We start from the raw sequence: 14177 nt of genomic DNA, 5'->3' as shown, positions 1-14177 counted from the left end.
TTGGCCGACCGCGCCTGCCGCCCTACAACGCACAACGGCCGGCTTTCCGCCGATACGTTCCGCGCTTGCGGCACGATCCGGCCACATGTTGAAACACGGTCATGCGAAGAAAGCATGGCCGCCCGTCCCGCGACCGGAGGATTTGCACATGACCGCCCTTCCCGCTCCCGGCCAGCCCGCGCCCGATTTCACCCTGCCCGGTGACGGCGGCGAGCCGATCAGCCTCTCGGCGCTCCAGGGCAAGCCGGTGGTGCTCTATTTCTATCCGAAGGACGACACTCAGGGCTGCACCCTCGAGGCGATCGACTTCACAGCCCGCACAGACGCGTTCGCAGCCGCCGGCGCCGTCGTGATCGGCATTTCGCCGGATTCGGTGAAGAGCCACGACAAGTTCAAGGCGAAGCACAATCTCGCCGTCCGTCTCGCCTCGGACGAGGACCAGAGCGTCTGCACCGCCTACGGCGTGTGGGTCGAGAAGTCGATGTACGGCCGCAAGTACATGGGCGTCGAGCGGACCACCGTCCTCATCGGGCGCGACGGTACCGTCGCCAAGGTGTGGCCGAAGGTGAAGGTGGACGGGCATGCCGAGGCGGTGCTCGAAGCCGTCAAGGCGCTCTGACCGTGACGGCCGCGCCTTTTCCGTCCCTCGCCGCTGCGGCGCGTCTCGTCGTGGCGGAGCCCGTGCCGGCGGAGAAGGCGCGGCTCGCCCGCGCGGCGGCCGACCAATGGCGGGCGGGCGCCCTTTCGCTTACCCGCCCGACCCTCGATCCGCCGGTTCCGGAGCGGCCGGGCCGGCCCGCGCGGCCGATTCTGCTCGCGCCGCGCGACATGCCGAAGCGCTCGGCCGATCCCGGCGAAGGCCGCATCGCGCTGATCCACGCCCTCGCCCACATCGAACTCAACGCCATCGATCTCGCCTGGGACATCATCGGCCGCTTCGCCGACGAAGGCCTTCCGCGCGCCTTCTTCGACGATTGGGTGCGGGTCGGCTTCGAGGAGGCGATCCATTTCGGCCTGCTCGAGCAACGGCTCGCCGGTCTCGGCGCCGCCTATGGCGACCTTCCGGCCCACGACGGCCTCTGGCAGGCGGCGCAGGAGACCGGCCATTCGCTCGCGGCCCGCCTCGCGATCGTGCCGCTGGTGCTCGAGGCCCGCGGCCTCGACGTCACCCCGCCGATGATCGAGCGCGCCCGTGAGGCCGGTGACGAGACGACCGCCGAAATCCTGGAAATCGTCTACCGCGACGAGAAAGGCCATGTCGCGATCGGCATGCGCTGGTTCCGCCATGCCTGCGAGCGCGATGGGGTCGCCCCCGAGCCGACCTTCCACGCCCTGGTGCGGCGCCATTTCCGCGGCGGGCTGAAGCCGCCTTTCAACGACCGCGCGCGCTCCGAAGCGGGGCTGACGCCGGGCTTCTATCGCCCGCTCATCGTCACCCGGACGTGATCCTTCCATTGACCTTATATCGGTTCGATATATATAGCCCCGCTATATAGCGATCCGATACGCTTGCCGCCGCGTATAACGATCGCTCGGCCGGGGGCTCCTGATCGGAGGCCCGAGGGATCGCTTCATGAACGTGCGCACGCTCTGCCTCGCCGTCCTCCACTTCAAGGACGCCTCGGGCTACGAAATCCGGAAGCTGTCGGTCGAAGGATCGTTCAGCTATTTCGGCGACGTCAGCTTCGGCTCGATCTACCCGACACTGGCAAAGCTCGAGGACGAGGGGCTTGTCACCGCCCGCGAGGAAACCCAGCCCGGCAAGCCGGCCCGCAAGATCTATTCGATCACCGACAAAGGCCGTGAAGTGCTGCGTGGTGATCTGAGCCGCCCCCCGGCGCCGGATATCTTCCGCTCCGAGTTCCTGCTCATCGCCGTCTGCGCCCCGATCCTGCCGAAGACGATCGTCGCCGCGGCCATCGACCGGGCCATCCAGCATATCGAGGCCGACATCGAGCAGATCGGTGGGCATCTCCCGTGCGACGACCTGGCCTCGGACTGGGCGATCCGCTACGGCCTCGCCTGCAATCAGACGGCCCTCGATTATCTCCGCACCAACCGCGACGCCCTCCTTGCGATCGCCAGCGAAACCGACGCGCGCCACCCCGAGGCCGCCGAATGAGACCGATCATGCCGCTTCCGGCCAAGCCCTTCCGCCCGATCTCCGCCCCTTCGCGCACCGCCCGCCTCGCCGCCGCGATCCTGTCGGCCACGGCTCTGTCCGCGAGCCTCGCCGGCACGCCCGCGTGGGCGCAAGAGCCAGCTCCGGTCGCCGCCAAGCCGCCGACCGTGACCGTCGTGAAGGCGGAGACCGGCAGCCTCGTCGAACACGAGCTCGTCACCGGCACCATGCGGCCGCGGGAGGAGGCCCGGGTCACGGCCGAGGTGAACGGCCTCGCCATCACCGAGATCCTCGTCGAGGCGGGCGACCACGTCACCAAGGGGCAAGTCCTCGCGCGGCTCTCGAGCGACACCGCCGAGGCGACCGTCGCCCAATCGGCCGCGCAGATCGAGCGCGCGAGGGCGGCGATCGCCCAGGGTGAAAGCCAGGTCACGGAAGCCGAATCGACCCTCGATCAGACCCGCAAGGCGTTCGCCCGCACCGAGGCGCTGACCAGCAGCGGCGTCGCCTCCAAACAGACCTTCGACCAGCGCAAATCGGAGGCGGAGGTCGCCGCCGCGCGGCTGGAAGCCTCCAAGCGCTCGCTCGAAGCCGCCCGCGCCGACCTCACCCTCGCGGAGGCCCAGGCCAAGGCAAACCGGATCGAACTGGAGCGCACCGAGATCAAAGCGCCCGTCGCCGGCATCGTCAGCCGGCGCGACGCCAATCTCGGCGCGGTGGTCGGGCTCACCTCCGGCCCCCTCTTCACCATCATCGAGAACGGCGACATCGAGCTCGCCGCCGACGTCGCCGAGACGGCGATCGCCAAGCTCCGGGTCGGTCAGAAGGCGCGGGTGTGGCCGGCGGGTTTCCGCGAGCCGATCGCCGGCACCGTCCGGCTGATTTCGCCGGAGGTCGATTCCAAGACCCGGCTGGGTTCGGTCCGCATCGCACTGCCGCCGGTGGCAGGCCTCACGATCGGCGCCTTCGGGCGCGCCGAGGTCGATACCGCCACCCGAACCGGCGTGATCGTACCGCTTTCGGCGGTGCTCTACGGGCCGGGCGGCCCCAGCGTTCAAGTCGCGGCCGAGGGCAAGATCGAGACACGTCCGATCACGATCGGCCTCGTCTCGGAGGGGCGCGCCGAGATCGCCGAGGGCATCGCACCGGGTGAGCAGGTGGTCGCCACCTCCGGGACCTTCCTGCGCAACGGCGACCGCGTCACACCCGTCGTGGCACAGACCGTGCCGGCGCCTTCGGCCCCGAGCAACTGAGGACGCCCGCCATGGCCATGAACTTCTCCGCCTGGTCGATCCGAAAGCCGGTCCCCTCGATCGTGCTGTTCTCGGTCTTGATGCTGCTCGGGATCGTCGCGTTTCAAACCCTTCCGATCACACGCTTTCCGAATATCGACGTGCCGATCGTCTCGGTCACCGTCACCCAATCGGGCGCCGCCCCGTCGGAGATGGAGACCCAGATCACCCGCAAGGTGGAGGACGCGGTCGCCAATCTCACCGGCGTGAAGCACGTCAGCTCGACCATCACCGACGGCGATTCTACGACCGCGATCGAGTTCCGCCTCGAGGTCGATCCCGACCGCGCCCTCAACGACACCAAGGATGCGATCTCGAAGATCCGCGCCGACCTGCCGCGCAACATCGACGAGCCGATCGTCCAGCGCATCGACGTGGAAGGCCAGGCGATCCAGACCTACGCCGCGGCCGCACCGTCGATGACGCTGGAGCAACTCTCCTGGTTCGTGGACGACGTGGTGAAGCGCAAGCTCCAGGGCCTGCCCGGCGTCGGCAAGGTCGACCGCATCGGCGGCGTCTCCCGCGAAATCCAGGTCGTGCTCGACCCCGACAGGCTGATGTCGCTCGGCATGACGGCCGGCGACGTGTCGAGCCGGCTGCGCGCCACCAACGTGGACCTCGCCGGCGGCCGCGCCGAGATCGGCGGCCAGGAACAATCCCTGCGCACCCTCGCCGGCGCGCACACCGTCGCCGAGCTCGACAATACCGTCATCAACATCCCCGGCGGCCGCAGCGTGCGGCTCGACGAACTGGGCACGGTGCGCGACGGCTTCCAGGAACCGCGCTCGTTCGCCCGGCTCGGCGGTGATACGCCGGTCGTATCATTCTCTGTCTACCGCTCGAAGGGGGCGAGCGACGTCACCGTCGCCGCAGTCGTCGCCAAGGCCATCGAGGAATTGCACGCCGCGCATCCCGAGGTCTCGTATGCGCTGATCGACGATTCCGTCGCGAACATCTATGGCAACTACGAATCCGCGATGCAGACGCTGATCGAAGGCGCGATCCTCGCCGTCATCGTGGTGTTCATCTTCCTCAAGGACTGGCGTGCCACGCTGATCGCGGCGGTGGCACTGCCCCTCTCGATCATTCCGGCCTTCTGGCTGATGAGCATCATGGGATTCTCCCTGAATCTCATCAGCTTGCTCGCCATCACTCTCGTCACCGGCATCCTGGTCGACGACGCCATCGTGGAGATCGAGAACATCGTCCGCCACATGCGGATGGGCAAATCGCCTTACCGCGCGGCGATGGAAGCAGCCGACGAGATCGGCCTCGCCGTCATCGCCATCACCATGACCATCGTCGCGGTGTTCGCGCCGGTGAGCTTCATGGGCGGCATCGCCGGGCAATATTTCAAGCAGTTCGGCCTGACGGTCGCGGTCGCGGTGCTGATCTCGCTGCTCGTCGCCCGTCTCATCACGCCGATGATGGCGGCCTATCTGATGCGGCCGACCAAGCATGTCGAGGAGCGCGACGGCTGGCTGATGCGGCGCTATGTGCGCTTCCTCGGCTGGACGGTCCGCCATCGTCTGGTGACGCTCGCCGTCGGTCTCCTGCTGTTCGCCGGCTCGTTGTGGTCGACCGGCCTGCTGCCGACCGGCTTTCTTCCCGTCGAGGACATCGGCCGCACGGTCGTCTCGGTCGAACTGCCGCCGGGAGCGACCCTGGACGACACCCGCGCCAAGACCGACGAGATCGCCAAGGCGATCCGCACGATCCCGGAGGTCTCTCAGGTCTTCGTTCTCGGCGGAACCTCGCCCACCGGCAATCTCGAGGTCCGCAAGGCCGCGGTGTTCGTCACGCTGACGCCGAAGAGCGAGCGCAAGCGATCCCAGAAGGAGATCGAGGGCGTCATCAACGGCCTGATCGCCGATTTGCCGGATGTCCGCGCCTGGTACGTCAACGAGCGCGGCGATCGGGAACTCTCGATCTCGCTGTTGTCCAACGACCCCATCGCCCTCGACGAGGCGGTCGGCAAACTCGAAGGGGCGCTGCGCGCCGAGCCGGGCCTCGCCAACGTGGCGGCGGTCGCGGGCGTCGATCGTCCGGAGATCCGCATCCGGCCCCGGCTCGAGGAGGCCGCGCGCTACGGCGTCTCGACGGAGGACATCTCCGAGGCGATCCGCGTCGCCACCATCGGCGACATCGACGCCAACCTCGCCAAGTTCAACGCGGGCGACCGGCTGATCCCGATCCGGGTGCAGTTCGACACCGACGCCCGCAAGAACCTCGCCTTGGTCCGCGCCATGGCGGTGAAGGCGGGAACCGGCGAGCCCCTGCCGCTCGCCTCGGTCGCCGACATCTCCTTCGGTCAAGGGCCATCCTCGATCGATCGCTATGACCGCGAGCGGCGGGTTTCGATCGGCGCCGACCTCGTCAAGGGCGTGGCACTTGGTGATGCCGTCGCCAAGGTGATGACGACCGCCGAGAAGGTGGGCCTTCCGAAGGGCGTCCGCATCGAGGAGAGCGGCGATGTCGAGGTGATGGGCGAGGTGTTCTCGGGCTTCGCGATGGCGATGGGCGCCGGCCTGATGATGGTGTTCGGCGTGCTCATCCTGCTGTTCGGCAGCGTGTTCCAGCCGATCACCATCCTGCTCTCGCTGCCGCTCGCGATCGGCGGCGTCATCCTCGGCCTGCTCGCGACCGACAACCCGGTCTCGATGCCGGTGGTGATCGGCATCCTCATGCTGATGGGCATCGTGACGAAGAACGCGATCATGATCGTGGATTTCGCCGTCGAGGGCGTCCATCGCGGCATGAACCGGGTCGACGCGGTGATCGACGCCGGGCGCAAGCGCGCGCGGCCGATCATCATGACGACCATCGCCATGATCGCCGGCATGGTGCCGAGCGCGCTCGGCCTCGGCGAGGGCGGCGAGTTCCGCGCTCCGATGGCGATCGCGGTGATCGGCGGTCTCGCGGTCTCGACCGTGCTGTCGCTGATCTTCGTCCCCGCGTTCTACACGGTGATGGACGACGTCTCGCGCTTCATGGGCTGGGTGTTCGGACGCTTCATCGGTCCGAAGGAAGACGATGAGGACGGTCCGCACGCCGCGGCGGGTCCCAAGCCCGCTGCGCACCCGAGCGTCGGGCATCTGCCCCACGCCGCGGAATGAGCGGCGGAGCGGGGCGCCCGATCAGGCGTCCTGCTCGTCCACCTCGATGTCCGGCGTCGCAGCGGCGAGCCGCCGCCAGGCTGCGACGCCGACGGGGATGGCGAGGAGATAGACGATCGCGCCGATCGAGAGCATCTCGAAGGGATAGGACACCACGAGCGCGACGATCAGGACCACGACCACGAACAGCGGCAGCACGAGATCGCGGCGGATGCGCGATCCGAGCTTCTTGCCGGAGAAGGTCGGGACGGAGCTCACCATCAGAAGGCCGACGATCACTGTATAGATCGCGACGACCACGGCGACCTCCCGCCCCGGCTCGATCACGCCGGTCAAGGCAAGGTTGATCGGCAGCAGGGCGCACACCGCCCCGCCGGCGACGGAACGCCGGTGAAGAAGTTGCCGTGCCAGGCCGGCCGCGTCCTGTCCTCCAGCATCACGTTGAAGCGCGCCAAGCGCAGCGCCGCGGCGATGGCGAAGATGAGCACCACGATCCAGCCCATGGAGCGCAGTTCGTGGAGCGTCCACACATAGAGCAGCACCGCCGGCGCCACGCCGAAATTGACGAAATCGGTGAGGCTGTCGAGTTCGGCACCGAACCGCGAGGTCGATTTCAAAAGTCGCGCCACCCGGCCGTCGAGCCCGTCGAGGATCGCCGCGACGACGATGGCGAAGATCGCCCAATCGTAGCGGTTCTCGAGCGCCATGCGGATCGCGGTGAGACCGGAGCAAAGCGCGAGCAGAGTGACGACGTTCGGCGCGATAAGCCGCATCGGTAGCCGGCGGATACGCAGCGGCCGCCGCTTGGTGCGGCGATGGCCGGGATCGAAGGGCGGAAACAGATCGATCATCCGCGGGCGCCTCAGAGGGTCCGAACCGCGAGCGGCTGCGGCCTGATACCTGTCAGATCGGCGATCGGCGTCTCGCCGGCGACCGCGCGCTGTCCCTCGGCGACGAGCGGCACCGCGCCGGCCGGCAGATAGACGTCGAGGCGCGAGCCGAACCGGATCAACCCGATGCGGTCGCCGGCGCCGACGCTGTCGCCCTGGCGCACGAACGGCACGATGCGGCGCGCCACGAGACCGGCGATCTGCACCACCGCCATCGGCCCGGTCGCGGTTTCGATGATGATGCCGTTGCGCTCGTTCTCGACGCTTGCCTGCGGGTCCTCGGCATTGAGGAAGCGGCCCGGCCGATAGACCATCCGGCTGACGGCGCCGGCGACCGGCGCGCGGTTCACGTGAACGTCGAACACGCTCATGAAGATCGAGACGCGCGGGCGGATTTCCTCGCCGAGGCCGAGCTCGCTCGGCACCACCGCGTAGTCGACCATCGCCACTCGGCCGTCGGCCGGCGAGAAGGCGAGCGTCGGATCGAGCGGCGTGACGCGGACCGGATCGCGGAAGAACAGCGTGCACCAGATCGTGAGGCCGAGCACGACCCATCCAGCCGGCGCCCACAACAGCCACAGCACCACCGTCAGCGCCAGGAAGCCGGCGATATAGGGGTAACCTTCCCGGTGGATCGGGACCATGGCGCGCCGGATGGATTCGCCGAGGCCATGTGCCATGAAAAGGTCCTCTTCATCGAGCCCAAGGAGCGCGACCGGCGAAAGCCGGCGGCGAGACCTTGTCGAAAGCGCCCTGCTTTCCCACGTCTGGCTTCCGAAGGGAAGTCCTGCTCCCGACCGTGAGGTCCCCATCGGCGATGGGACCCGGAACGCGGCGCGATCGCCGCAGAAGGGCGGGACGGACCCGAGCCCGCTTCGGGCAAGCTTGGCGCGCCAGACAGGAATCGTGTTTCGGAAAACCGCTCTTGCCGGCCAAACCGTCATCGTCTATCGACGAACGGCGATCAAGGGATTCCACGTGCGCTACACAGAGACCGACATGAGTCTGGCGCGGGCGTTCAAGGCCCTTGCGCATCCGGCCCGGCTCGCGATCGTCCGTGCGCTGCTCGATGAAGACGGCTGCTGCTGCGGCGAGATCGTCCGCCGGCTGCCCCTCGCCCAATCGACCGTCTCCGAACACCTCAAGGTGCTCAAGGACGCCGGCATCGTCACCGGCGTGATCGAAGGCCCGCGGGCGTGCTACGCGATCGAACGCGACGCGCTCAAGGCCATGATGGCGGCCCTCGGCGGCCTGACATTGCCGGCGTGTGGAACACGCACGGCGGCAGCACTCCGGCACGAGCCGGTGCGCGGAGAGGAACTGACTTGAGCCGGGTTGCAGACCAGCCGTCCGCGGCAACGCGGGACAAGAGCGAAGGCCGCGCCATCGCCACCGCCCTCAAGGGGCTGTGGCCCTATATGTGGCCGGCAGACCGGCCGGATCTGCGCGCCCGTGTGATGGTGGCGCTGGTGGCGCTCCTCATCGGCAAGGTCGTCACCGTCCTCGTCCCCTATTCCTACAAGTGGGCGACCGACGCGCTGGGCCACAGTGCCGACGACCGCACCGCCATTCTGCTCTCGACGCCGATCCTGCTCGTCATCTCCTACGGCGTCGGCCGGATGCTGATGACGGCGTTCAACCAGGTGCGCGACGCTCTGTTCGCCAGGGTCGGCCAGCACGCCGTCCGCTCGCTCGCGATCCGCACCTTCGTCCATCTCCACGAGCTCTCGCTGCGCTTCCACCTGCAGCGCCGCACCGGCGGCCTGTCGCGGGTGATCGAGCGCGGCACCAACGGCATCGAGAACGTCGTTCGCCACGCCATCTTGAATTCGATCCCGACCGTCATCGAGTTCGCGCTGATGGCCGTCGTGATCTGGTACCAGTTCGACGTCTGGTATGTCGTCGTCATCGCGGCGACCGTCTATCTCTACGTCCTCTTCACCATCAAGATGTCGAACTGGCGTATGGGCATCGTCCGGGTGATGAATTCCTCGGACACGGAGGCGAACTCAAAGGCCGTCGATTCCCTCCTCAACTATGAAACGGTCAAATATTTCAGCAACGAGCGAGTCGAGGCGGAACGCTTCGACAAATCGATTGCGGTCTACGAGAAGGCCGCGATTGAGACTTGGGTCTCGCTCGCCTGGCTGAACCAGGGACAAGCCATCATTTTCGCCGCCGGCACCATCATCTGCATGGTGATGTCCGCCTATGCAGTGCTGCAGGGCACCCAGAGCGTCGGCGATTTCGTGATGATCAATGCGCTGCTGATGCAGCTTTCGATCCCGCTCAACTTCATCGGGTTCGTCTACCGCGAAATCCGACAGGGCCTGACCGACATCGAAGCGATGGTCGACCTGATCGACGTGGCGCCCGAGGTGCAGGACAAGCCGGGCGCCCCCGCCCTCAGCGTCGCCCACGGCAGCGTCACCTTCGAGGACGTCCACTTCCACTACGACCCGGACCGCGAGATCCTGAAGGGCGTCAGCTTCACCGTGCCAGCGGGCGCGACCGTCGCGATCGTCGGGCCGTCGGGCGCCGGCAAATCCACGATCTCCCGTCTGCTCTTCCGCTTCTACGACGTGACGGGCGGGCGGATCCTCATCGACGGGCAGGATCTGCGCGAGGTCACTCAGGCCTCGCTGCGCGCCGCGATCGGCATCGTCCCCCAGGACACCGTGCTCTTCAACGACACCATCGGCTACAACATCCGCTACGGCCGGCCGAGCGCGTCGGAGGCGGAAGTCGAGGCGGCGGCGCGCTCCGCCCAGATCGCACACTTCGTCGAAGGACTGCCGAAGCGCTACCAGACCGAGGTCGGCGAGCGCGGCCTCAAGCTCTCCGGCGGCGAGAAGCAGCGCGTCGCGATCGCCCGCACCATCCTGAAAGCGCCGCCGATCCTAATTCTCGACGAGGCGACTTCCGCCCTCGACACCCGCACCGAGCAGGAGATCCAGTCGGCGCTCGACCGGGTCGCCGAGAACCGTACCGCTCTCGTCATCGCCCATCGTCTGTCGACGGTCGTCGATGCCGACGAGATCCTGGTGCTCGACGGCGGCCGCATCGTCGAGCGCGGTCGCCACGGCGATCTCGTCGCGCTCGGCGGGCTCTATGCCGAGATGTGGGAGCGCCAGCGCGAGGCGCAGGAAGCCGGCTCGATCGAGATTCCCGATCCGCCGATCCGTCCGGAGCCGATCGCAGCGCAATAATGATCCTTACCGCCGGCCGCTCCGCGCCATAATCTGGCCGGGCGCCGCGCGTTTGGTGGCGACGAAACGAGTCGAACCGAGATCGAGTTCGCATGCCCGTCGCCAGTGCCGCGTCCCTCGCCGATCCTTCCTCCATCAAGGGCGCTCCGCCCCCGCCGCCCAAGGGCCAGCGTCTCGCGGCGGTCCGCCGGACCGCGAGCCTCGCGTGGCGCCTCACGGTGCCCTACTTCAGCACGCGGGACGTGACCGAGGTGGAGCTCGGGCGTTTCGGCCGCCTCCGGATCCGGGAGGGATGGCTCGCCCTCATCATGGCGGCCATCGTGATCGCGGCGACTTTTGCCGACGTCGCGATCGACGTCCGCCTCTCCTACTTCAACAATTCCTGGTACGACGCGATCCAGCAGCACGATGCCCGGGCTTTCTGGAGCCTGCTGCTCACGGTGTTCCTGTTCTGGGCGATGATCGCCATCGTGATCGCGATCTACCGCTACGCCCTCGAGAGCTACCTGCGCATCCGCTGGCGGCGCTGGCTGACCCACCGCTATGTCGGCACCTGGCTCGCCGACGGCACGCCCTACCGGATGATGATCGCCCGGACCGCGACCGACAACCCGGACCAGCGCATCGCCGACGACATCGACCAGTTCGTCCAAACCACGCAATCGCTGACGCTCGGCCTGCTTTCCGCCGTGAGCAACCTCGCCTCGTTCTCCGTGGTGCTGTGGATCCTGTCGCGCAATTTCACGCTGCCGGGCACCGAGATGCGGATGCCAGGCTTCCTCTTGTGGGGCGCGCTGATCTACACCGTGCTCGCCACCTGGATCACCCACCGCGTCGGCAGGCCGCTGATCCGTCTCAACTTCGCCCAGCAGCGCTACGAGGCCGATTTCCGCTTCTCCCTCGCGCGGCTGCGCGAATATGCCGAACAGATCGGCCTCCTGAAGGGCGAACAGGCGGAACTCTCCAACCTCCAGCAGCGCTTCGGCGGCATCGTCGACAACTATTACGCCATCATCGCCCGCATGAAGCGGCTCATCATCGTTACGGCCGGCTATTCGCAGGTCAATGCGGTGGTGCCGTACGTCTTGGTCGCGCCCTATTATTTCGCCGGCAAGATCTTGCTCGGCGGCATGACGCAGACGGCGGACGCCTTCTCCCGGGTGCAGGAGACGATGAGCTTCTTCATCGATTCCTACACGACGCTCGCCGCCTATCAGGCGGTGCTCGACCGGATGCAGACCTTCGAGGACGGCATCGCCCGGGCGAACCGCGCGAGCGGCGACGCCGCGACGATCCGGATCGCCCCTCAGGCCGCCGCGCCAATCATGCCCGATGCGCCGCCCGATACCGAGACCGCCGTCGTCGTCCGCGACCTCACCCTGCGCATGCCGGAGGGCACGCCGATCCTCTCGATTCCCGCCCTCACCTTCCGCGGCGGCGAGCGCACGCTGGTAATGGGTCCCTCCGGAGCCGGCAAGTCGACCCTGTTCCGCGCCGTCGCCGGTGTCTGGCCGTTCGGCGAGGGCGTGATCGAAGTGCCGGGCGGGGCGAGCGTGCTGCTCCTGCCGCAGCGCCCTTACCTGCCGATGGGGCCGCTGCGCCGCGCCATCGCGTATCCGGCCGCGCCGGACGCCTTCGGCGACGGAGCGATCGCGGAGGCGCTGTCGGCCGTCGGGCTCGCCGACCTCGTCGACCAGATCGACGTCGAGGCGAGTTGGACGATGATCCTCTCGCTGGGTGAGCAGCAGCGTTTGGCGCTCGCCCGCGTGATCCTCGCCAAGCCGGACTGGCTCTTTCTCGACGAGGCGACATCCGCGCTCGACGAGCCGGCGGAAAACGCGCTCTACACCCTCGTCACGGCGCGGCTACCCGGAACGACCGTCGTCTCCATCGGCCACCGTTCGACGCTCGCCGCCTTCCACGACCGCATCGTCACGGCGTTCGAAGGGGCTGATGGGACGTTCGTCCTGACGGATGGCGAACCGGGCGCGCGCCCCCGCGCGGCGGAATGAGTTCGGCACGCGGAAAGCGCCACAGGCGCCCGGGTCAGGGCGCCGGAAGCTTGAAGACCTGTCCCGGATAGATCAGGTCCGGATTGCGGATCTGCTTCTTGTTGGCGCGGTAGATTGAGACATAGCGGTTGCCGCTGCCATAGAGCTGCTGCGCGATGCTCCAGAGGTCGTCGCCCCGGCGGATGACGACCTCGCGGGCCTTCTCTTTCCCCGCCGCACTCGCGATCTTGGTCGAGGCGACCGGCAGATCGTTGGTGAAGGGCACCTCGGCCCGCGCCACCACCTTGGCCTCGCTGCCGGCAACCTGATCGACGCGCACCTGATGGGCGCCGGTGGCGAGCGGGGTCTTGCCGGCGAGATCGAAGGCGCCGTCGGCCGTCGCCTTGCCCTCGGCCACGGGGACGTCGTCCACGTAGAGCCGAACGGCCGCATCCGGCGCCGCGGTGCCGGTGACGTGCAGCGTGCCGGATTGCAGTTCGACCTTCGCGATCGAAACCCCGGCGCCGGCGGCCGCGTTGGCCGGCGGCACTTCGGCGGAGCCCGGCTGCTGGAGCACGCGGGTCGGGCCGCTCTTCGTCACCACCGCGACGAGCGGCGTCTCGCTGCGATCCTTCGGGATCGAAACCGCGATGTGATCGATCGCCTCGGTCTCGCTCTTGTCGCCCGGCGCGACGCTCGTCAGCGCGAGATCATATTCGCCGGGGGCGAGCGGGCGCTCGAGCACCATCACCCAATTGCCCTGGGCGTCGGCCTTGGTGCGGCCGACAACGGCACCGTTCGCATAGAGCACGATGTCGGCGTTCGGCACGGACCGGCCGGCGAGCGTCGCGTCGCCGGACTTCTCCACGCGCACGACGTCGAAGGTCGGCGCGGCGGGCTTGTCGGCGTTCGTCTGCTCGGCCGCCGAGCCTGCCTTCTCGGCGACGGTGACGCCGCCGGGCCCCGGCGCGCTGGCCCCGGTCGAGCCGCTCGCCGCGGCCGTGGCCGTGGCCGTCGATCCGGCCGTCGTCGAAGCACCGGGGGCGGCGGCCCCTTGGGCTGCGGGGCTCGTCGCCTTCGCCGAGGCGGTCGCGGCGGGCGTCCCGCTCGCGGACGCCGCCGGCGCGGCGCTGTTGCCGGCGGCCGGTGCCGCGGGCTGAGCCGAGGGTGCGGGCGTGCTCGATGAGGCGGGCGAAGAAGAAGGGCTCGGCGCCGTCGAATGTGACGACCGGTAGAGCGCGTATCCGCCACCCGCGACGATCAGAACCGCGATCAGGATCGCTCCGTTACGGGCGGCACCCTTCATGGTCGACTACCCCTCCAGACGTCTTCGCTTCGGCTCCAGCCAGTCCCCACTCGGTCGTCTTCGGTCCCAGACCGAAAATCATACACACAAGTTTTGATTCGACCGCTGCGCACGCGCGCGTTCATTGTCATGATGTCGATATACGCCACCCGGGCGCGCCGCAAGCGATCCTCAACAATTCGCGAGGTTTAGCCGCTTCTGCCCGAGGTCCGCCGGGCATCGCCGCCCGGCGACGCTTGACGCTCCCTTAC

The 14177-nt window shown here is 68.1% G+C and carries 12 protein-coding genes; 8 read left to right on the top strand and 4 right to left on the bottom strand.

Annotated elements, in window-relative coordinates; translation table 11 throughout:
• Window positions 1-148: 148 nt before the first annotated feature.
• From F0357_RS15980 to F0357_RS15960, 5 genes are all read left to right on the top strand, one after another.
• Entirely contained in the window at window positions 149-619 is a 471-nt protein-coding gene (locus F0357_RS15980) for a peroxiredoxin (RefSeq protein WP_153484197.1), read from the top strand.
• Between the two features lie 2 nt (window positions 620-621).
• The gene (locus F0357_RS15975) at window positions 622-1446 is read left to right on the top strand and encodes a ferritin-like domain-containing protein (RefSeq protein WP_376767809.1); all 825 of its coding nucleotides are present in this window, start codon (window positions 622-624) and stop codon (window positions 1444-1446) included.
• 127 nt (window positions 1447-1573) lie between these two features.
• Entirely contained in the window at window positions 1574-2122 is a 549-nt protein-coding gene (locus F0357_RS15970; RefSeq protein WP_153484195.1) for a PadR family transcriptional regulator, read from the top strand.
• A gap of 8 nt (window positions 2123-2130) precedes the next feature.
• The gene (locus F0357_RS15965) at window positions 2131-3375 is read left to right on the top strand and encodes an efflux RND transporter periplasmic adaptor subunit (protein WP_208948374.1); all 1245 of its coding nucleotides are present in this window, start codon (window positions 2131-2133) and stop codon (window positions 3373-3375) included.
• Window positions 3376-3386: 11 nt separating this feature from the next.
• Window positions 3387-6530, top strand: a complete 3144-nt coding sequence (locus F0357_RS15960; RefSeq protein WP_153484189.1) for an efflux RND transporter permease subunit — start codon at window positions 3387-3389, stop codon at window positions 6528-6530.
• A 21-nt stretch (window positions 6531-6551) separates the two neighbouring features.
• On the opposite strand, the gene F0357_RS25275 is transcribed toward F0357_RS15960, so the two are convergent.
• From F0357_RS25275 to F0357_RS15950, 3 genes are read right to left on the bottom strand one after another with little or no spacing between them, the layout of a single operon-like run.
• Complete coding sequence (locus F0357_RS25275) at window positions 6552-6857, bottom strand: hypothetical protein (RefSeq protein ID WP_312861717.1); 306 nt, start codon at window positions 6855-6857, stop codon at window positions 6552-6554.
• 5 nt (window positions 6858-6862) lie between these two features.
• Window positions 6863-7381 (bottom strand): CDP-diacylglycerol--serine O-phosphatidyltransferase, encoded by a 519-nt coding sequence (gene pssA / locus F0357_RS25270; RefSeq protein WP_312861620.1) that lies wholly within the window; start codon window positions 7379-7381, stop codon window positions 6863-6865.
• 11 nt (window positions 7382-7392) lie between these two features.
• Entirely contained in the window at window positions 7393-8100 is a 708-nt protein-coding gene (locus F0357_RS15950; RefSeq protein ID WP_153484186.1) for a phosphatidylserine decarboxylase, read from the bottom strand.
• 205 nt (window positions 8101-8305) lie between these two features.
• Between F0357_RS15950 and F0357_RS15945 the strand changes: the two genes are divergently transcribed.
• The 3 genes from F0357_RS15945 to F0357_RS15935 all read left to right on the top strand — a co-directional run bounded on the left by F0357_RS15945 (window position 8306) and on the right by F0357_RS15935 (window position 12641).
• A complete protein-coding gene (locus F0357_RS15945; protein WP_246161491.1) occupies window positions 8306-8749 on the top strand; it encodes an ArsR/SmtB family transcription factor in 444 nt (147 codons plus the stop codon).
• A 56-nt stretch (window positions 8750-8805) separates the two neighbouring features.
• A complete protein-coding gene (locus tag F0357_RS15940) occupies window positions 8806-10629 on the top strand; it encodes an ABCB family ABC transporter ATP-binding protein/permease (RefSeq protein ID WP_312861716.1) in 1824 nt (607 codons plus the stop codon).
• Between the two features lie 92 nt (window positions 10630-10721).
• Window positions 10722-12641 (top strand): ABC transporter ATP-binding protein/permease, encoded by a 1920-nt coding sequence (locus tag F0357_RS15935; protein WP_153484182.1) that lies wholly within the window; start codon window positions 10722-10724, stop codon window positions 12639-12641.
• 34 nt (window positions 12642-12675) lie between these two features.
• Here F0357_RS15935 and F0357_RS15930 read toward each other — a convergent pair whose 3' ends face one another.
• Window positions 12676-13926 carry a LysM peptidoglycan-binding domain-containing protein gene (locus tag F0357_RS15930; protein ID WP_153484179.1) on the bottom strand — a complete coding sequence of 417 codons (1251 nt, stop codon included), beginning with the start codon at window positions 13924-13926 and terminating at the stop codon, window positions 12676-12678.
• Window positions 13927-14177 lie beyond the last annotated feature (251 nt).

Source organism: Segnochrobactrum spirostomi, from assembly GCF_009600605.1.
GTDB lineage: Bacteria > Pseudomonadota > Alphaproteobacteria > Rhizobiales > Segnochrobactraceae > Segnochrobactrum > Segnochrobactrum spirostomi.
Note: the sequence above shows the minus strand (reverse complement) of the source record. Positions and strands in the feature narration are given on the sequence as shown.

Coding starts and splice junctions, on each gene's coding strand:
- F0357_RS15980 (WP_153484197.1), top strand. CDS start 149: ATGACCGCCCTTCCCGCTCCCGGCCAGCCCGCGCCCGATTTCACCCTG.
- F0357_RS15970 (WP_153484195.1), top strand. CDS start 1,574: ATGAACGTGCGCACGCTCTGCCTCGCCGTCCTCCACTTCAAGGACGCC.
- F0357_RS15965 (WP_208948374.1), top strand. CDS start 2,131: ATGCCGCTTCCGGCCAAGCCCTTCCGCCCGATCTCCGCCCCTTCGCGC.
- F0357_RS15960 (WP_153484189.1), top strand. CDS start 3,387: ATGGCCATGAACTTCTCCGCCTGGTCGATCCGAAAGCCGGTCCCCTCG.
- pssA (WP_312861620.1), bottom strand. CDS start 7,381: ATGATCGATCTGTTTCCGCCCTTCGATCCCGGCCATCGCCGCACCAAG.
- F0357_RS15950 (WP_153484186.1), bottom strand. CDS start 8,100: ATGGCACATGGCCTCGGCGAATCCATCCGGCGCGCCATGGTCCCGATC.
- F0357_RS15935 (WP_153484182.1), top strand. CDS start 10,722: ATGCCCGTCGCCAGTGCCGCGTCCCTCGCCGATCCTTCCTCCATCAAG.
- F0357_RS15930 (WP_153484179.1), bottom strand. CDS start 13,926: ATGAAGGGTGCCGCCCGTAACGGAGCGATCCTGATCGCGGTTCTGATC.